A 17,049-nucleotide genomic window follows, 5' to 3' on the forward strand; every position below is an offset into this window, starting at 1 on the left:
CTTCTGGCAAAAATAAATGAATTCCTATGAAAGTTAAGCCCTTCTAAGTCAACTAATTTTAAATGGTTGAAGCCCATCGGCCACTTTTCGGTCGTTGGCAAGGCGTTGGACCTTGTTCTGCCCTCCCAACTTACCAATGGATTTCATATAGTCTTGGAAACCATTTGGTTTGATGCTGCTTATCTTCAATGGCTGGAGAATGTTCCCGTCGATGAGGTCAAAATAATAGCTGTTCTGATGCTTCATGCTCTCCTCTATGATTTCGATAAACTTTTTTGCGTCCGATGGCTCCCTTTCAAATTCGATGAGCCATTCATGATAGGGAAGTTGTCCTTCCTCAGGGTCCGTTTGAGGGGCAACGGTGAACTCGTTCACCAACGCATCGGTTCCCTCGACGGCAAGTCGTAATGCTTCTTCAACCTCTTTGGCAATAACGTGTTCCCCAAAAGCAGAAATAAAATGCTTGATGCGCCCCGAAACCATTATCTTATATGGGTTCTTGGAAATAAACCGAACGGTATCTCCAAGATTATAACCCCAAAGTCCGGCATCTGTAGAAATTACCATTGCATAATCGACCTCAAGTTCCACATCTGCAATGGTCAATCGTTTTGGGTTTTCATCAAAAAATTCATCGGCCTTGACAAACTCATAAAAAATACCCGCGTCCAGCAACAACAACATCCCCTTTTCTTTTTGGGAGTTTTGATAGGCAAAAAATCCTTCACTGGCTGGGAACAGTTCAATGCTGTCCACCTTTCTTCCTATAAGGTTTTCAAATTTGGCCCTATATGGCTCGTAATTCACTCCTCCATATATGAACAATTGAAACTCTTTGAAAAGTTCCCCGACTTTTTTCCCTGTCTTGGAGTTCAATTTTTCAAAATACATCTGCACCCATGATGGAATACCGGCAATTACCGACATCTTCTCTTTTTCGGTCTCCTCGACTATTTTGTCCACCTTGGTCTCCCAATCCTCAATGCAATTGGTTTCCCAGCTTGGCAATCGATTTTTTTGAAGGTAGTTGGGCACATAATGGGCCGAAATCCCTGAAAGCCTTCCCAGCTTGATTCCGTTTTTTTCTTCAAGTTCAGGACTTCCTTGTAAAAAGATCATCCGGCCATCCACAAAATCAGCGTTCCCCGTTTCGTGTATATAATTGAGAATGGCATTTCTGGAAGCTTCCACTTGGTTTTTGATGGAGGGTTTGGTAATCGGAATATATTTGGCGCCCGAAGTGGTTCCCGAGGTTTTTGCAAAATAGATGGGCTTTCCGGGCCATAGCACATCTTCTTTTCCATCAATTATCTGTTGTACGTACCCTTTTAGTTCCTCATAATCACGTATGGGAACGCGCTCTACAAAATCTTGGTGGGATGTAATGGTTGCGAACTGATGATCCTTGCCAAAAAGGGTCCCCTTGCCCTGGGTAATCAAGTTGTTAAACACCTTTTGTTGGGTTTTCACAGGTTGATTCACCCACTTTTCGGTTTTCTTCGCTATCCGATTTGCAAATATTTTGGCGGCAAATGCTTTTAAGGACATTTAATTGAAGTCAATATAGTTTTGTGGGTCCACTGGTTTGCCCTTTCTCCAAAGCTCAAAATGAAGATGGGGTCCCGTAGTAAGTTCTCCCGTATTTCCGATTGATGCGATTACCTCGCCAGCCCGAACCAAATCTCCTTGGGTCTTGCTCAGGGAACCATTGTGCTTATATACCGAGGTTATTCCTTCTTGATGTTCTATAATCATTACATAACCCGTTTCTGTGGTCCATTCCGCAAAAAGCACTGTACCATCCGCAATGGACTTGACCGGGGTTTCCCGTGGTGCTACCAAATCTACCGCGTAATGTTTCGTTTTTTGGTCAAACCCTTGGGATATGGTGCCGTTTACAGGTGAAAAGAATAATGTTCCCAAGTTTTCGATGTCCCTTTCAAAAAGATTGTATTTATCTTCAAGTTCAACCTCCTCCCTTAACAATAGATCCTGTCGTATTGGCGTAAGGTCTACAGAAGCAGGGTCCAGTTTGTATTGTTCAAATAGCGAGTCACGATTCATCTGATTGTTTTCTACATCCCCCCGTAATACCTTCCTTACGTTATCCAAATACCGGTTGGTATAGTTAAGGACCGTTACCAAAGAATCTGTCTTGTAAGTAAGGTCGGTTGCCTGCCGTTTCAATCTGGTAGATGAGTATCCCGGAATATATTCGCGCAATGGGGTAAAGGCTATGATCAAGGTTGTAACTCCGATCAGCACAATAATAAACATGGTGCCGGTAACAAAAACGTTCAGCCTATTGAGCTTAAAAGATATCTTTTCCTCAAAAGTGCTTTCATTGAGAATAACCAAGCGATACTTGTGCAGTAACTTGCGTTTGATCTCCTTTCTTTTCTTTTTATCCTTTGCCATGATGAACAAAGATAGTCTTAGATTTTAATATGCATGTTAAGCTTTTTAAAAAGCTTGGGCCGATAAGTTCTTAAAAATCATTCTCAAATGCCAATTTTCGTTAATCGAACACGCTCTTTCACTTCTTTTTAGTACTTTTACATTTCTAATTAAAGGTTTTGATATTATGATTGCTCAAACTATATTTCTTGGTATGCTAGGTCCTTGGCAGATTGTTTTGATCGTGGCCGTGGTAGTTTTGCTTTTTGGAGGCAGAAAGATTCCAGAGCTGATGAAAGGACTTGGTAGCGGTATCAAAGAGTTTAAGGACGCGACCAAAGAAGACGATAAATTGGAAGGAGAAACAAAAGAGTCAAAATCGTAAATTTGACCTTTTTGACGGTTTGAGGTGTGCCGAATTATAAAAAAATTCGAGCAGCAACAACACTTTTTTACCATTCAGCGTCACAATTTCGCTCTTTCACAACAAAAAATTATCACCCCACTTACCTTATCCTACTTTAGCGGTTATAACTAAACTGTTAGGCCTCTAAATGCTTAACCTCCAAACGAACAATCATGTTTGTTTGTGCAGATGGAGTGGTAATGAAAAAACTGATCTTGCTTATTTTTCTTTTGTGCACACTTGGGGCCTTTTCCCAAGAGTTTGCCTTTTCCGAGTATGGGGGAACATCTTCCACATCCGAAAAAGTGAACCATGCGAAAGAACAGGAAACCACAGACTTTGTAAAGCACCTCGATGGTCTTAACGACAAAAAGTTGGGCAGATATCTTCGCAAGCGAGGAACTGTGGACAAGCTTATCGATAAGGGAAATGAGTACTTTGACCTAATGTGGTATGCTGAGGCAGCCCGCATTTTTGATTTGGTCCTGGAAAAAACCGACGCCAAACACACACAACAGTTGCTCTCGAGGGCCGGTGATTCCTATTACTATATAGGAAACTTGGAGAAAGCGTACCAATGGTACCATGAGCTGCACCAATTGTACAAAGAAGAAATTGAGGAGGGTGCACTGTTCAAGTACAAGGAAACATTAAAAGGTACGGGCAAATATCAAAGAGCCGCCACACTGACCAAAATATTAAGACAGAAAAGAAACGAGCCCCTAAATGAACTCGATAAGGTTGATCCCAACACTTGGGAAGCAACTTATGATGTTTCGATCAAAAATTTGAAAATCAACTCTCCCTACTCCGATTTCTCCCCCATGTTTCACAATGGCTCGGATATCGTCTATGCTTCAGCCAAGGATACTTTGTTTTTGACGACACGCCGCTATCGTTGGACCAATCAACCCTTTTTGGACCTTTACCTTGCACACCAAAAAGGTGAAGACGGTGAACTTTCCGCTACACAGAAATTTTCTAGAAAGATCAACACCAAATATCACGAAGCCTCAATGGCTTTCTCACCAGACCAAAAAACTATTTATTTTACAAGGAACAACTATGGAAAGCGTTTGAAACGGGGAGAAAACGGAATCAACCACCTGAAGATTTACCGTTCTGAGCTTAAAGATGGCGAATGGACCAAGGCAGAGGAGCTTCCCTTCAATAGTGAAAATTATTCTACGGGACATCCTGCGGTAAGCCCGGATGGGAAAAAAATGTATTTCGTTTCAGATAGACCCGGGGGGTTTGGCGAAACAGATATATATGTGGTGGACATTGGTGCAAATGGGGCGTTCTCCGAGCCAAAAAACCTTGGAAAGACCATCAACACCGAAGCGAAGGAAATGTTTCCTTACGCGGTCGAAAACGCTCTCTATTTTTCTTCCAACAGACCGATGGGCTTCGGAGGGCTGGATGTATATAAATCCGATGGTACCAATGAAACTTTTGGTGTGGGTGTGAACTTGGGCGAACCCATCAACAGTAACAGGGACGATTTCTCCTATATTGTCGATGCTTCCGGTGAGCAAGGTTATTTTGCATCCAATCGTAAAGGAGGCAAAGGGGATGATGATATTTATTCCTTTAAGTCCATTCCGAACTACAACGCCATTGTTGGTTCCGTTACCAGTGAGTCCTCGGGCATTCCATTGGAAGAAACCAATATAAATTTGTATGGTACAAATGGTGTATTGCTGAACAAGACCGTTTCGGACACAACCGGTAGATATGTTTTCAAAAACCTGAGTCCATCAACGGGTTATACCCTTGTGGCTACAAAAAAAGGTTTTATGGATGACTCCATTTCTGTAAAAACCAAAGAGAATGAAAATGTTCCGGTTACCCAATTCTTAAGGGAGGCCTTAAAAGAAAAATCAATAACAGAAGTGTACGAGCCAAGCAATGTTTATTTTGCATTCGACAGTTATGAGATTACACCAACGTACGCTCAAGAGCTGGATAAATTGGTAACCGTGCTCAACGAAAACAAAACACTTTCCCTAAAAATTGAATCGCATACCGACGCCATTGGTCCTGAGAGCTACAATAAATATTTGTCGGACAAGCGCGCCAAATCCACTCGTGATTATATTGTTTCCCAGGGAATCGACGTTTCAAGAATCTTAAGTGCCGTTGGATACGGGGAAGAGCGTCTGTTGAACAATTGTTCCAATGGAACACCATGTGCCGCCGACCAACATCGTTTGAACAGAAGGTCGGAGTTTATTCTAGTGGCCGAATAAGTCGTGCTAAAGCGATATCCAGACTCCCTTTTTCTTGGGATTTTTGCACTTTATCGATCTTTCTGCCTGCCCAACTACGGTTGGCCCATGTGCACTTTATCGATCAAAGGCTCGCCTTTATAGATTATTGTCCAAAAGTGGCTTCTTTCACCTTGTTTTTATTGCCTTTTGTCCTTTTGTTTTCGATTCCATCCCAGTAAACTAAATCTTTGGCCTGTATTTAATCCTTAAATCAGACATATGAAAAAATTACTACTCGTTAAAGAAATCTATTTGGAGGGGTTTAGAAACCTTGGGCACATCATCATAGAAAAATACTTTAAAGTGTTCGCATGGTTTAGCTTTGTTATGTTCTTTATAGTGCTTTATGCATTTGTATATAGAATGGCCACAGGCTTTGCATTTGACTAATAGATCATCTCATATTTAACTAACAAAAAGACCCGACAATTGTCGGGTCTTTTTGTATTGTATGAGTATTATTTTTTAGTCAGTGGAGGCAGTATCCGATGGTTTAAAGTCCACTGTCTTTAAGATAGCTTCCAACTCGAACATATAATCCCTTTTTTCTTCGGAGGGGGCGAAAGTGAATCCCTCTATCACCATTTTTCTATTGTTCTCCTCGTCATTGATGATATAGGTTAAAAATGGACCTGCCATAGGATACCCATGAATTTCCCAAACACCTTTTACCTCCGCCGCTTTTTTACCGCCTATTTGAGCGGGAAAAACATAAGGAGCAAAAGCTTTTTCGGTAATCATGTAAGTGTTCTCATAAGGTCCTGGAATAAATTTTTGGCCAATAGAATCACGCATCCTAACAATATCCTCTACAAAAGTGGAATCGTTGCTGAAATAGTCCCAGGGCATCTCATAAGCAATGATGTTCATGGTTCCCTTTGGAATTTGTATGTCCATCCAAACAAAGTTGTCCTCTCTTCTACCGACCTTGTAGAGCGATGGCACGTTCATGTGTATCCCAAATTCCTCTTCCAAAGCTTTGTCCTTGCTCAGAGAACGCTCGAATCTTCGTTGTGCCTCGGCAATCTCGTTGGCCCTGAATTCCTTTATGGCCCTGTCTGCCAAAGAATCAAGGTTTTTGATCATCACCTCCTCTGTTGGGCCTGTAACCACTGCAACTTTTTGAGGTTTGGCGTAGGCATCGTCCTTTATATGGGCCAAAGACGTAGAATCTTGTTCAACATACAGCAAAGATCTCGAGTGTGTGGTAGTTCCCTTAAAAACCTTTGGTGGTACCTGGGTTATGGTAAATTTAGGTTCTATTTGGGGAAGTCCCACAATTTGTGCGGCAAACTCATCCCTTATTTTTTCACCCACCGGCCCTCTCCAAAGCTCAGTGTCCATAACTACCATTAAGGTATTGATGCCTCCCGTTGAGGGCGGTAAGAATTTTTCTTTTGGACCTGAATTCTTACAGGCTCCCAGTGCCAACATAGTAGCGGCAAACAATAGTGTTCCTAATTTTTTCATCTTGTGTTAAATTTACGAAGAACAATCACACAATTTAAGTTTTGTGCCCGGTTTTAGGTTATTACCGCTAATACCGTTCCATTCTCGCAAATTTTCTATGGAAACTCCGGGGTATTTTTTGGAGATTGTCCAAAGTGAGTCACCGGATTGTACCGTATGGATCTTGGAACCTCCTGCAACGGTTGTTCCAGAGTTGCTCGATTTTGAGGTCTTCTGCGCGATATATGGCTTTCTGGGATATATTGTCAAGCGCTGTCCAACACGAAGATTGTTGCTTCGAAGCCCGTTCCAGCTTTTTATCTGGCTTACACCGACTCCATATTGTTCCGCGATTTTGCCCAAATAGTCCCCACTCTTCACCCGATAACGTATCTGGTCTTCCGCAGTTACCATGTTCGGTAAAGGCTTTTCCAAAGAATCCAGCTCCTTTTTTGCATAAGCATAGATTTCTTCCTCATTGGAAACAAACTTGCCTATTTTGGCAATGGGCAAACGCAGGGCATAGTTTTTCCCTTCGACTTTAGGTATGATGTTGAGCTTGTACGCCGGATTGAGCATTTCCAGCTCTTCGGCTCCTATATCGACCAATTTTGAAATCTGGTCGAAAGTAATCAAGTTTTTAACATGTACCGTGTCCGTCTCAAAATAGGGCCTATCCGCTTTTTTGTATTGTAGCCCATGTTCTTCGGCATATTCAAAAATGTACATGGTCGCCAAGAACGCGGGAAGATACCCAGCAGTTTCACGTGGAAGAAATGGACGAATGTTCCAATAGTTCTCATATCCTCCGGAACGTCGAATCGCCTTGTTTACGTTTCCAGGACCAGAGTTGTACGCTGCCAAGGCCAAATCCCAGTCTCCAAAAATATCGTAGAGCCTTGAAAGGTATTTGCTGGCGGCCTTTGTAGCCATAATAGGGTCATGTCTTTCATCCACATAACTGCTTACATCCAGTCCGTACATTTTGCCCGTGCTGTACATAAACTGCCACAGCCCTTTGGCGCCAACCCTAGATCGAGCCTTGGGGTTGAGGGCGGATTCCACAATGGCCAAATATTTTATTTCCAAAGGAATGTTTTGGTTGTCCAGTTCTTGCTCGAATAACGGGAAGTAAAACTGGCTAGCAGTTATCATCCGCTGCATCAAGTCCCTTCTCCTTGTCAAAAAGGATTTGATCACGCTTTCCAAAGATGAGTTGTAGGTAATATTGAACGGGGTTTTCTCGTTCATACGAGCCAACCTTGCTTTTAACGTATCGGTAGGCAAATCTACCTCAAAGGCTTCCTCCAGTTCAGAATCATTCTGAACCTCCAACAACATATCACTGAACAAATCGGCATTGCTATGGAGTTCTTTCAGCCAAAGGCTATCGTACCGCCAAGCTTCCTCAAGGTCGCGTAGCTTGAATTTTCCGTCCTCGTGCGTTTCCAGGGCCATAAGCTGGCCGTCAATTTTAATGTTGGAAACCGTGATGGTCCCATTTTCCTCTTCTTGGAGCAAAACGGAATCCTTTGACTTGTTCTGTGCAATTTCGGATTGTTGTGCACGCACAAAGGGACTTGCTGATAGGAGAACAGCAAAAACAGCTACGCTTAAACTCTGTTTCATTTTGGACAAAATTTGATTTCGGGGCGAACGAAAATGGCTTTTTTTTCTGAAAGAATAAAGCCCCGAGACAAAATTCTCTAACTTTTAACGTTTGCCCTGATATCTCACAACGTGAGACTTAGTCCAATATTGCAGCAATGCCCGGCAATGTTTTCCCTTCCAGGCTTTCGAGCATGGCCCCGCCACCAGTGGATACGTAGCTCACCTTCTCCTCGAACCCGAATTGTTTGACGGCGGCAACGGAATCTCCTCCTCCTACTAGGGAGAACGCTCCGCTTTGTGTTGCCTCATCAATATAATTACCTACGGCAATGGTGCCCTTGGCGAAATTTTCCATTTCAAAAACACCTACGGGACCGTTCCAAAGAATCGTCTTGGAAGCCAAGATTACTTGCTTGAATATCTCCAAGGTTTTTGGACCGGCATCCAATCCTTGCCATCCGTCGGGAATTTCGTTTACGTCAACAAATTGGGTGTTGGCATCGTTGCTAAAATCATCGGCTGCCAAAACATCTACTGGCAAGTATACTTTCACGTTTTTGGCCTCTGCTTGTTTCAGGATGTCCAAAGCCAGTTCCATTTTATCATCCTCACAAATGGAGTCGCCTACTTTGCCGCCTTGAGCTTTTACAAAAGTATAGGTCATTCCACCTCCTATGATAAGGTTGTCCACTTTGTCCAATATGTTTTCGATAATCGTGATCTTTGAAGACACCTTGGCCCCGCCCAAAATTGCGGTCACTGGTTTTTCCCCTGTTTCCATCACTTTATCGATTGCTTTGATTTCTTTGGCCAATAAATAACCGAAACATTTATTTTCTGGGAAAAACTTGGCCACAATTGTGGTTGATGCATGGGCACGGTGCGCTGTTCCGAACGCATCGTTTACATAAATATCGCCATGCTTGGACAATTCCTCTGCAAAGGACTCATCACCGGCTTCCTCTTCAGCATGGAAACGAAGGTTCTCCAACAAAAGCACCTCTCCGCTCTTTAAGGCAGCAACTGCTTCATCTGCTTTTGCGCCAACACAGTCCTCGGCGAACTTCACTTGTACACCAACTACATTCGAGACGGTCTCGACAATGTGTGAAAGTGACATATCCGGATTGGCTTTTCCCTTTGGTCTGCCCATATGGCTCATCAAAATTGCGGACCCGCCATCTTCCAAAACTTTAAGGATGCTAGGTTTTGCAGCATCTATACGGCTGGTGTCGGTCACTTTGAAATCTCCGTCCAATGGCACGTTGAAATCCACCCTGATCAATGCTTTTTTTCCTTCGAAGTTAAAATCGTCTATCGTCTTCATGTATTGTGTTCTTTTTTGAGAATTTCAAATGTAAAGATTTCCTGCTTTTTCCATGGTTGCAGAGACCTATTATTTGAAAGTTTATCGCTTTTTAACCTTTTCGGTTCGATATGTTAAACCAGCAATGGACAGAAAAGACAGCATGCAAAACTTCCACGCTTAAAAATGTATCTTTGGTCCATGCTTTTTAAAAACGTTTTAGGGCTAGAGCATATCAAAAGTCATTTGGTGACAACCGCTGAAACAGGTAGGGTCGCCCATGCACAGCTTTTTGTTGGGCCCGAAGGCTCCGGGGTGCTCTCTATGGCTTTGGCCTATGCGCAATATTTACTTTGTGGCAATACTGGTGGGGAGAATGATGGAGGAAACCCTGTCTGCAATACAAAGTGCAACTCCCTTTCGCATCCCGACCTGCATTTTGCCTTTCCCGTTTCCAATTCGGACAAGGTAAAATCGCATGCAGTAAGCGACCACTATTTGGAGGAATGGCGACAATTTGTGAAGGAACAGCCCTATGGCAATTTGTTTGATTGGTACCGGCACATCGGCATCGAAAAAAAGCAGGGCCAAATCGGGGTGGATGAAGCCCAAGACATGGTAAAGAAGCTTTCATTGAAGTCCTATGAAGGCGGATATAAGATTCTCATTGTTTGGATGGCGGAAAAAATGAACACCTCTGCGGCCAACAAACTTTTAAAATTGATCGAGGAACCACCAGACAAAACGGTGTTGCTCCTTTTGGCAGAAGAAGAGGAGCAGATTATCAATACTATCCGTTCCCGTTGCCAGATCCTGAACTTCCCTCCTTTGGCGGAACAGGCGATCACCGATGAACTTTTGCTCAGGGGCGTATCGCAGACAGAAGCACTCACCATAGCCTTTGAGGCAAACGGAAATTTCAATAAAGCCTTAGATCTTTTGAACAAGGATTCGGAAGATCTAGTTTTTGAGCGTTGGTTCGTACAATGGGTGCGTAGTGCCTTTAAAGCCAAGGGAAACAAGGGTGCCGTGCAGGAACTTATCCTGTGGAGCGATGAGGTATCCAAAACGGGGCGCGAAGTGCAAAAAAAGTTCTTGGCCTACTGTCTCACTATGATGCGACAAGCCCTTTTGCTCAACTACAAGGCCAACGAACTTGTACATGCCAAAGTACACATGGAGGGTTTTGACCTGAAAAAATTTGCTCCCTTTGTACATGAAAACAATATTTTGGATATTGTAAAGGAGTTGGAGCAAGCCATTTTTCACGTGGAACGCAACGGAAATTCCAAGTTGATCTTCACGGATTTGTCCATAAAACTTACACGGCTCTTGCATGCAAAGGCCGATTAAATAAAACTGACCATGAATGATTTATTTTCAAATGCCACGGAAATTCTACTGCTGGCATTCCTTACCATTACTTTTTTACAGAGCGGAATCGACAAGCTCATGGATTGGAAAGGCAATCTTGGTTGGCTGACCGGTCATTTCTCAAAAACAATTTTCAAGGGAACGGTCCCTGTTCTGCTGAGCGTTGTCTTAGTGTTGGAAATGCTCTCTGGAATATTGTGTGGAGTGGGCATTTTTGAATTTGCTGTGGAAGGTGAAAGTATGTTCGGTTTTTATGGCGCCACACTTTCTGCCATAACGTTGTTAATGCTATTGTTGGGGCAGCGAGTGGCCAAGGATTATGTAGGTGCACAAACCATCGTGGTATATTTGATTCCGACCGTTTTTTTGGTATATCTGATGCAGTAAAACCTTTCCAGCATGATTCTAGAGCCTATCCAGCGTCCTGAACTATCCGACAAAACCAAACTTGCCTATGAGCAATTCGAACGATTGATCGTTGAAGTCAAAAAAAAGAAACTGCCCGAAGAAATCGAATTGGTCATCAACAAGCATATAACACAATTGAATTCGGTTACCGATTCTGGTAAAATATTGCGGAACGAAATCCGAAAAGAGCAATCAAAAATTGTAGGAATGTTGGCTCAGAAACTCAAAATCGTACCCATAAATTATTTTAGAAAAACATGGTTTGTTCTGGGCATGACAGTTTTTGGTTTGCCCATTGGAGCTGCCCTGGGGCTTAGTTTGGGAAATATGGCGTTCTTGGGCATTGGACTGCCCATAGGCATGTCGATGGGGCTGGCAATGGGGACCCGCATGGACAACAAGGCCAAGGAAGAGGGCCGACAGCTCGATATAGAACTTAAAATGTAATCATGTTCGGAAAAAAAACAATCGCACCTATACTGGTCATAGTAATCAGTCTGGTTCTTTTTGTACTTAATCTCATAGAGTTGAATAAAGGAAATAGTGCCATTTTAGGGATTATCTCAAACATTTTATTGATTGTGGCCATGATTGTGGTGATTCGTGAGAAAAAAAATAAAGGGTAACTCTCTTGGAACAAATCAGACAATATTTCGAATCGGAATTCGGTATTTCAAGAGCCGATTGGGAGATTTTTTCATCAAAATTGAACCGATATGAATTCCCTAAAAAGAGTATGTTGGTTGAGGCGGGCAAGGTGGAAAACTATTTGTCATTTATAGAAAAGGGGATTGTTCGCCTCTACATTCCCAAAGAAGATGGGGGTCTCACTTTTGGTTTTGTGTTCAATGGGGCTTTTGTTAGCGCCTACGACTCTTTCCTCACCCAAAAACCATCCGAATATACAGTGGAAACGATTACCGATACGATACTTTGGCGTCTTGGCCACAAGGAACTTCAAGAGGTTTATGCCTCTTCCAGCATTGGGAACTTGATCGGGAGAAAGGCCAGCGAGGAACTTTTTTTGAAAAAATCAAAGCGAGAGCTTTCCCTTCTGCGGGATAGTGCCGAACAACGCTATCTCAATCTTTTTGAAGAACGCCCCGAGCTACTTCGTGAAATTCCCTTGAAATATATTGCTTCATATATTGGTGTTACCCCACAGGCCCTGAGCCGTATCCGTAGGCGCATTTCTTAACCTGGGTTCATTGACTTGCCAGATGTAATGTTGGAATTTTGCCTAAAAAAAGATGAAACCTCTCGTTGTACTTATCGGTACCTTTATAGTATCCACGTTGATTTTAAAGGTTTTTAAAAGGAATTTGGACCTGCAATTAGCGGGCAGAATTGCCATGTCCTGCATGTTGGTGTTCACTGCTATTGGGCACTTTGCATTTATCGGGGGAATGGAGACCATAGTTCCTTCGTTTATCCCTTTTAAAAAGGCAGTTGTGCTTATCACCGGATTTATGGAAGTTCTCTTCGCTATTGGCTTTTTGCTGCCTAAATATCAAAAACAAACGGCTTGTTTGTTGATCGTATTTTTTATTTTGATTCTTCCAGCCAACATCAAAGCGGCCCTTGAGGAAATCAACTACCAAACGGGGGAAATGAATGGGCCGGGAATCGACTACCTATGGTTCCGTGTCCCGTTGCAGTTCTTTTTTATGCTATGGGTTTACTTTGCTTCAATTAGGTAAAACAAAAAACCCACTCTAAAGAGTGGGCTTATTGAATAAATTCATGTTTCGAGTTTAATTCTCGTACTTATCGTTCAAAATCTTCAGGATGGCATCCGTAACATCTTTTGTTTTGTCACCATAGATCACAGAACCGCCTTCGCCTCCACCAAGAATGTAGGTGTAGCCATTATCTTTTCCGTAAGCTCTGATTTCTTTTTTCACCTTCTTAACCAAAGAGTCCATTTGTTCTTGGCTGGTCAGTTGCAATTGTTGCTCTTCTTGCTGTAATTGCTGGCCAATACGCTGTCCTCGTTGTTGCAATTCTGAATATTGCTCTTGTGCATTTTGTTGGGACAAGCTTTGTGCCTTGCCCTGAAATTCCTGCAATTCCATTTGGAACGCTTGTGAGATGCTGTCACGTTTTCTACCCATGGTTTCGGCCTTTTTTTGGAACTTGGCCTCGACATCAACTTTCTCTTGATACTCGTCCATGATTTTTACGCTGTCCACATATCCAATTTTGTTTTGCTGACACGACATTGCCGTAATGGCAATTGCAAGCACTACTAATTTTTTCATCTTTTACTTTTTATAGATGCGCAAAAATAGAAAAGCTTTTGGAATGGCGCCCATTAAGTTTTTGTGATATAAAAATCAGGCCCGACCAAACCATAAATGTTTTCTATGGAAATACAACAACGGCATTCATTATATTTATTTTATTGGCAATCAGAGACAAGCCGATTTGAGCGGTTCTCTTTGGTTTGATATGATTGTGCATACAAAAGCGGATTCGTTCGGCAGCGGCCCCGAAAATCGCTTATTTCTTCTTTTTTAGAATGTAGATCAACGAAGAATGCTCTTTGGTAAATATGGCTTTGAGGTTGGACCATAGTCCTACCAAAAATGCACTAACGAGGTACAGTTTGTTTCCTCGATACTTTTCGGACAGCATTGATACATAAAAAGCATCGAACCACATCGGTTCAATTTTTACCACTTCCATTTGATGTGGGACAAAAAGTTTGGAAATCGATGTTCTTGAAAAATGCCAAAGGTGTCTTGGAACGTCAAAAGCCGCCCAATGGGATGAATAGTGTTTGGCATCATAGGATTTAAAGTTGGGGACAGCAATCACCAAGACACCGTCCTCTTCCAATAGTTGGACCAAGGTTTCTATCTGCTCCTTCAAATTGGGCAAATGCTCGAGAACATGCCAAAGGGTGATGGCCTGGAATTTTTGTCCGGCCACATACTCTACACTTGAAAATAGTCGGACTCCTTTTTGCTCAGCAAGTTTTCTTGCTTTGTCATTTGGGTCCACTCCTGTTGCTTGAAAACCTGAATTTTGGGCCGCAATCAAAAAATCACCGGTTCCAGCACCCAAATCGAGTAGATTTTGTACGTCATCTAATTGATTTTCAACTATTTGAATCTTATTTTTAAGATTTTTAGCTTTTACTGATTGATACAGCCTGTCCGTGAAAGAAGATTTGGAGTCAGTATGGGAAATATAGTCTTCGCTTTCGTAGTAAGGAGCCAAATTCTCGGGTTGCGGTTGGGTCACTAGCATATCCAATTCTTCATCCCAATGCAATTCGAACTGTTCTCCAGAAACAGAAAAGTCTTTAGTTTTTAAAAACAACTTCATTATAGTTATCGGTTGTCAAATATTCGTTTTTCAATTCCCGAAGATAGGACAAAACCATTTCTCTTGAAATTGAATCTTCAGATAAACAATCCTCTTCCGTATCACTAAAAACTTCCACGGCAATGTACCAGTTTCCAACTCGTGTGGCATAAGCATCTTCAAGAATCGGGTCCATATCTGCCGATTTGGTTAACGCCACATCTAAGGCCACGGGAATTAAATTTATGGTCTTCGTCGGAATCTCAACCTCGTAAAACGAAAAGTAAAATGTATTGTCATTGACCGAAAAGGGAACCTATACATCTACATAATAATCGTCGAGTTGAAACTTTGTATTGATATATTCGTAAAATTCGTTCGCATCTTTCGGGTCTTCAAAAACGAAGACACTCTTCTTTGGAAGTCCCTTTTTAAAACGTTTGCCTTGGATCAATTTATAGTCCTTTATGTTTGGAGCAATCCGTAACGGAATACAGGAACTCAAAAGGACCAAAACAAAAATAGATGGTAAAAATCGTTTCATCTGGCGTAGTGTTAAGCCAAAAATGAAATCAAAAACTGAGCCATTTACATATAAGAGGAAAAACAAAAAATTGTGTTCCACGTGGAACAAGTCTTTGGCTTATCTCCCCAAATACACCAAAAGAACGCTTATATCAGCTGGAGAAACTCCGCTAATCCGTGATGCCTGCGATATGGTAACCGGTCGAATGGCTTCCATTTTCTCCCTTGCTTCATAGGACAAGGATTTAAGTTTTGAATAATCGAAGTTGTCGGGAATACGAACATTCTCCAATCGCTGAAGTTTATCCGCATTTGTTTTTTCCTTTTCGATGTACCCGGAATATTTCACTTGAATCTCGGCCTGTTCCAACACCTCTGTGTCCAACTTGTTTTCCTTTACAAATTCAGAAACAGCGTCCAGTTGAAGCATGTGTTCCATGGTAACTTTTGGCCTTGAAAAGACCTTGAACAATTTATCGGATTGCTTTACCAAAGACGAATCCAAAGATTCCAAAATAGGATTTATTTCATCGGTGGTGAAGCTGGTCTTCTTAAAGAAGTCGACAAAATTATCAGACTTGCTCATCTTCACTTCCATCCGTTTTAGGCGCTCTTCCTTTGCCAAGCCTATTTCATATCCCTTTGGCGTCAATCTTAAATCGGCGTTATCCTGTCGCAACAAGGTGCGGTACTCTGCTCTAGAGGTAAACATTCGATAAGGTTCTTCTGTCCCTTTTGTAATCAAATCATCGACCAGAACTCCTATATAGGCCTCATCTCTTTTTAGGATAAATGGTTCCCTTTCATTAATTTTTAAGTGAGCATTTATCCCGGCCATCAAACCTTGCGAAGCTGCTTCTTCATATCCGGTAGTGCCGTTAATCTGTCCAGCGAAATACAGGTTGTTAACCAACTTAGTTTCGAGCGTATGCTTCAATTGTGTAGGCGGAAAATAATCATATTCGATTGCATACCCCGGTCTAAAAAACTTGACATGCTCAAACCCTTTCACCGACTTTAGAGCTTTGTATTGAACATCTTCTGGAAGGGACGTTGAGAATCCATTTACGTATACCTCCACCGTATTCCAGCCTTCTGGCTCCACAAATATTTGATGGGAATCCTTATCGGCAAAGCGATTGATCTTATCCTCTATTGACGGACAATATCGTGGGCCTAAACTTTGAATTCTACCGTTGAACATAGGTGACCTATCGAATCCTTCTCGTAATAAATCGTGCACCAATTTACTGGTGTGTGTCATATGACAATCACGTTGTGTTTGAAGAATAGGTGTATTTAAATAGGAAAACTTTTCTGGGTGATCATCCCCTGGTTGAGGAATCATTTTGGAATAATCCAAAGACCTCCCATCCACCCGTGGAGGGGTTCCCGTTTTCATCCGTCCGCTATCAAAACCAAGTTCAACCAATTGCTCGGTTATTCCTGTTGCAGCTTTTTCACCAGCTCTACCTCCACCCAATTGCTTTTCACCAATATGAATCAATCCATTCAAAAAAGTGCCATTGGTAAGCACTACCGCCTTGGCACGGATCTCTAATCCTAAACTGGTTTTTACCCCTACTACCTTGTCACCTTCAATCAAAAGACCGTTGACCATCTCCTGATAAAAATCTGCATTGGAGGTGTTCTCCAAAGCCATTCTCCATTCCTCTGCAAAACGCATGCGGTCATTCTGTGCACGTGGGCTCCACATTGCCGGCCCCTTAGATTTGTTCAACATCTTAAACTGTATGGCAGACTTGTCCGTAACAATTCCACTATATCCGCCAAGGGCATCTATCTCCCGAACAATTTGCCCTTTGGCTATACCACCCATAGCAGGGTTACAAGACATTTGCCCAATAGTTTGAAGGTTCATTGTAACCAACAAAGTACTAGAACCCATATTGGCCGCGGCGGCTGTTGCCTCGGCTCCGGCGTGTCCTCCTCCTACTACAATAACATCATACTCCTTTTCAAACATA

18 protein-coding genes are annotated in these 17,049 nt (G+C 42.3%); 8 read left to right on the forward strand and 10 right to left on the reverse strand.

All coding sequences use genetic code 11. The annotated features are described in order from the left end of the window. Nucleotides 1-48: 48 nt before the first annotated feature. The gene (locus tag GUA46_RS01860) at nucleotides 49-1,548 is read right to left on the reverse strand and encodes a GH3 family acyl-acid amido synthetase (RefSeq protein WP_176619064.1); all 1,500 of its coding nucleotides are present in this window, start codon (nucleotides 1,546-1,548) and stop codon (nucleotides 49-51) included. Next, a complete protein-coding gene (locus GUA46_RS01865; protein WP_176619065.1) occupies nucleotides 1,549-2,418 on the reverse strand; it encodes a M23 family metallopeptidase in 870 nt (289 codons plus the stop codon). A gap of 166 nt (nucleotides 2,419-2,584) precedes the next feature. Here GUA46_RS01865 and tatA point away from each other — a divergent pair, with 166 nt between their 5' ends. The 3 genes from tatA (at nucleotide 2,585) to GUA46_RS01880 (ending at nucleotide 5,466) form a co-directional block, all read left to right on the forward strand. Further along, entirely contained in the window at nucleotides 2,585-2,782 is a 198-nt protein-coding gene (gene tatA / locus GUA46_RS01870) for a twin-arginine translocase TatA/TatE family subunit (RefSeq protein WP_166249756.1), read from the forward strand. Nucleotides 2,783-3,003: 221 nt separating this feature from the next. Next, entirely contained in the window at nucleotides 3,004-5,055 is a 2,052-nt protein-coding gene (locus GUA46_RS01875) for an OmpA family protein (protein WP_176619066.1), read from the forward strand. 240 nt (nucleotides 5,056-5,295) lie between these two features. Beyond that, nucleotides 5,296-5,466, forward strand: coding sequence for a DUF6747 family protein (locus tag GUA46_RS01880; RefSeq protein ID WP_176619067.1), 171 nt, complete (start codon nucleotides 5,296-5,298; stop codon nucleotides 5,464-5,466). A 75-nt stretch (nucleotides 5,467-5,541) separates the two neighbouring features. Here the strand turns inward: GUA46_RS01880 and GUA46_RS01885 are convergent, their stop codons facing one another. From GUA46_RS01885 to GUA46_RS01895, 3 genes are all read right to left on the reverse strand, one after another. Then, on the reverse strand, nucleotides 5,542-6,546 hold the full coding sequence (locus GUA46_RS01885; RefSeq protein WP_176619068.1) for a DUF4837 family protein: 1,005 nt from the start codon (nucleotides 6,544-6,546) through the stop codon (nucleotides 5,542-5,544). Nucleotides 6,547-6,558: 12 nt separating this feature from the next. Then, the gene (locus tag GUA46_RS01890) at nucleotides 6,559-8,154 is read right to left on the reverse strand and encodes a lytic transglycosylase domain-containing protein (RefSeq protein WP_176619069.1); all 1,596 of its coding nucleotides are present in this window, start codon (nucleotides 8,152-8,154) and stop codon (nucleotides 6,559-6,561) included. Nucleotides 8,155-8,272: 118 nt separating this feature from the next. Continuing rightward, on the reverse strand, nucleotides 8,273-9,463 hold the full coding sequence (locus GUA46_RS01895; RefSeq protein ID WP_176619070.1) for a phosphoglycerate kinase: 1,191 nt from the start codon (nucleotides 9,461-9,463) through the stop codon (nucleotides 8,273-8,275). Nucleotides 9,464-9,643: 180 nt separating this feature from the next. On the opposite strand from GUA46_RS01895, the gene GUA46_RS01900 reads away from it, so the two are divergent. From GUA46_RS01900 to GUA46_RS01920, 5 genes are all read left to right on the forward strand, one after another. After that, nucleotides 9,644-10,795, forward strand: coding sequence for a DNA polymerase III subunit (locus GUA46_RS01900; RefSeq protein WP_176619071.1), 1,152 nt, complete (start codon nucleotides 9,644-9,646; stop codon nucleotides 10,793-10,795). A 12-nt stretch (nucleotides 10,796-10,807) separates the two neighbouring features. Beyond that, nucleotides 10,808-11,203, forward strand: a complete 396-nt coding sequence (locus GUA46_RS01905; RefSeq protein WP_176619072.1) for a DoxX family protein — start codon at nucleotides 10,808-10,810, stop codon at nucleotides 11,201-11,203. Nucleotides 11,204-11,215: 12 nt separating this feature from the next. Beyond that, a complete protein-coding gene (locus tag GUA46_RS01910) occupies nucleotides 11,216-11,671 on the forward strand; it encodes a hypothetical protein (RefSeq protein ID WP_176619073.1) in 456 nt (151 codons plus the stop codon). A 184-nt stretch (nucleotides 11,672-11,855) separates the two neighbouring features. Further along, nucleotides 11,856-12,422, forward strand: coding sequence for a Crp/Fnr family transcriptional regulator (locus GUA46_RS01915; protein ID WP_176619074.1), 567 nt, complete (start codon nucleotides 11,856-11,858; stop codon nucleotides 12,420-12,422). A 52-nt stretch (nucleotides 12,423-12,474) separates the two neighbouring features. Further along, nucleotides 12,475-12,924: a DoxX family protein gene (locus tag GUA46_RS01920; RefSeq protein WP_176619075.1), complete on the forward strand. Its 450-nt coding sequence runs from the start codon at nucleotides 12,475-12,477 to the stop codon at nucleotides 12,922-12,924. Nucleotides 12,925-12,978: 54 nt separating this feature from the next. On the opposite strand, the gene GUA46_RS01925 is transcribed toward GUA46_RS01920, so the two are convergent. The 5 genes from GUA46_RS01925 to mnmG all read right to left on the reverse strand — a co-directional run bounded on the left by GUA46_RS01925 (nucleotide 12,979) and on the right by mnmG (nucleotide 17,048). Beyond that, nucleotides 12,979-13,485, reverse strand: a complete 507-nt coding sequence (locus tag GUA46_RS01925; protein ID WP_176619076.1) for an OmpH/Skp family outer membrane protein — start codon at nucleotides 13,483-13,485, stop codon at nucleotides 12,979-12,981. 241 nt (nucleotides 13,486-13,726) lie between these two features. Next, nucleotides 13,727-14,557, reverse strand: coding sequence for a class I SAM-dependent methyltransferase (locus tag GUA46_RS01930; RefSeq protein ID WP_176619077.1), 831 nt, complete (start codon nucleotides 14,555-14,557; stop codon nucleotides 13,727-13,729). Then, nucleotides 14,535-14,732, reverse strand: coding sequence for a hypothetical protein (locus GUA46_RS01935; protein ID WP_176619078.1), 198 nt, complete (start codon nucleotides 14,730-14,732; stop codon nucleotides 14,535-14,537). Before GUA46_RS01935 ends, GUA46_RS01930 begins: the two co-directional genes overlap by 23 nt. A 120-nt stretch (nucleotides 14,733-14,852) precedes the next feature. After that, the gene (locus GUA46_RS01940; RefSeq protein ID WP_176619079.1) at nucleotides 14,853-15,080 is read right to left on the reverse strand and encodes a hypothetical protein; all 228 of its coding nucleotides are present in this window, start codon (nucleotides 15,078-15,080) and stop codon (nucleotides 14,853-14,855) included. Between the two features lie 99 nt (nucleotides 15,081-15,179). After that, a complete protein-coding gene (mnmG, locus tag GUA46_RS01945) occupies nucleotides 15,180-17,048 on the reverse strand; it encodes a tRNA uridine-5-carboxymethylaminomethyl(34) synthesis enzyme MnmG (RefSeq protein WP_176619080.1) in 1,869 nt (622 codons plus the stop codon). Nucleotide 17,049 lies beyond the last annotated feature (1 nt).

The sequence above is a fragment of the Flagellimonas chongwuensis genome (genome assembly GCF_013376415.1).
Classification (GTDB): domain Bacteria; phylum Bacteroidota; class Bacteroidia; order Flavobacteriales; family Flavobacteriaceae; genus Flagellimonas; species Flagellimonas chongwuensis.

Bases quoted from the DNA above. Each gene is read 5' to 3' on its own strand.
- GUA46_RS01860 (WP_176619064.1), bottom strand. From the start codon at position 1,548: ATGTCCTTAAAAGCATTTGCCGCCAAAATATTTGCAAATCGGATAGCG.
- GUA46_RS01865 (WP_176619065.1), bottom strand. From the start codon at position 2,418: ATGGCAAAGGATAAAAAGAAAAGAAAGGAGATCAAACGCAAGTTACTG.
- tatA (WP_166249756.1), top strand. From the start codon at position 2,585: ATGATTGCTCAAACTATATTTCTTGGTATGCTAGGTCCTTGGCAGATT.
- GUA46_RS01875 (WP_176619066.1), top strand. From the start codon at position 3,004: ATGAAAAAACTGATCTTGCTTATTTTTCTTTTGTGCACACTTGGGGCC.
- GUA46_RS01880 (WP_176619067.1), top strand. From the start codon at position 5,296: ATGAAAAAATTACTACTCGTTAAAGAAATCTATTTGGAGGGGTTTAGA.
- GUA46_RS01885 (WP_176619068.1), bottom strand. From the start codon at position 6,546: ATGAAAAAATTAGGAACACTATTGTTTGCCGCTACTATGTTGGCACTG.
- GUA46_RS01890 (WP_176619069.1), bottom strand. From the start codon at position 8,154: ATGAAACAGAGTTTAAGCGTAGCTGTTTTTGCTGTTCTCCTATCAGCA.
- GUA46_RS01895 (WP_176619070.1), bottom strand. From the start codon at position 9,463: ATGAAGACGATAGACGATTTTAACTTCGAAGGAAAAAAAGCATTGATC.
- GUA46_RS01900 (WP_176619071.1), top strand. From the start codon at position 9,644: ATGCTTTTTAAAAACGTTTTAGGGCTAGAGCATATCAAAAGTCATTTG.
- GUA46_RS01905 (WP_176619072.1), top strand. From the start codon at position 10,808: ATGAATGATTTATTTTCAAATGCCACGGAAATTCTACTGCTGGCATTC.
- GUA46_RS01910 (WP_176619073.1), top strand. From the start codon at position 11,216: ATGATTCTAGAGCCTATCCAGCGTCCTGAACTATCCGACAAAACCAAA.
- GUA46_RS01920 (WP_176619075.1), top strand. From the start codon at position 12,475: ATGAAACCTCTCGTTGTACTTATCGGTACCTTTATAGTATCCACGTTG.
- GUA46_RS01925 (WP_176619076.1), bottom strand. From the start codon at position 13,485: ATGAAAAAATTAGTAGTGCTTGCAATTGCCATTACGGCAATGTCGTGT.
- GUA46_RS01930 (WP_176619077.1), bottom strand. From the start codon at position 14,557: ATGAAGTTGTTTTTAAAAACTAAAGACTTTTCTGTTTCTGGAGAACAG.
- GUA46_RS01935 (WP_176619078.1), bottom strand. From the start codon at position 14,732: ATGGACCCGATTCTTGAAGATGCTTATGCCACACGAGTTGGAAACTGG.
- GUA46_RS01940 (WP_176619079.1), bottom strand. From the start codon at position 15,080: ATGAAACGATTTTTACCATCTATTTTTGTTTTGGTCCTTTTGAGTTCC.
- mnmG (WP_176619080.1), bottom strand. From the start codon at position 17,048: ATGTTTGAAAAGGAGTATGATGTTATTGTAGTAGGAGGAGGACACGCC.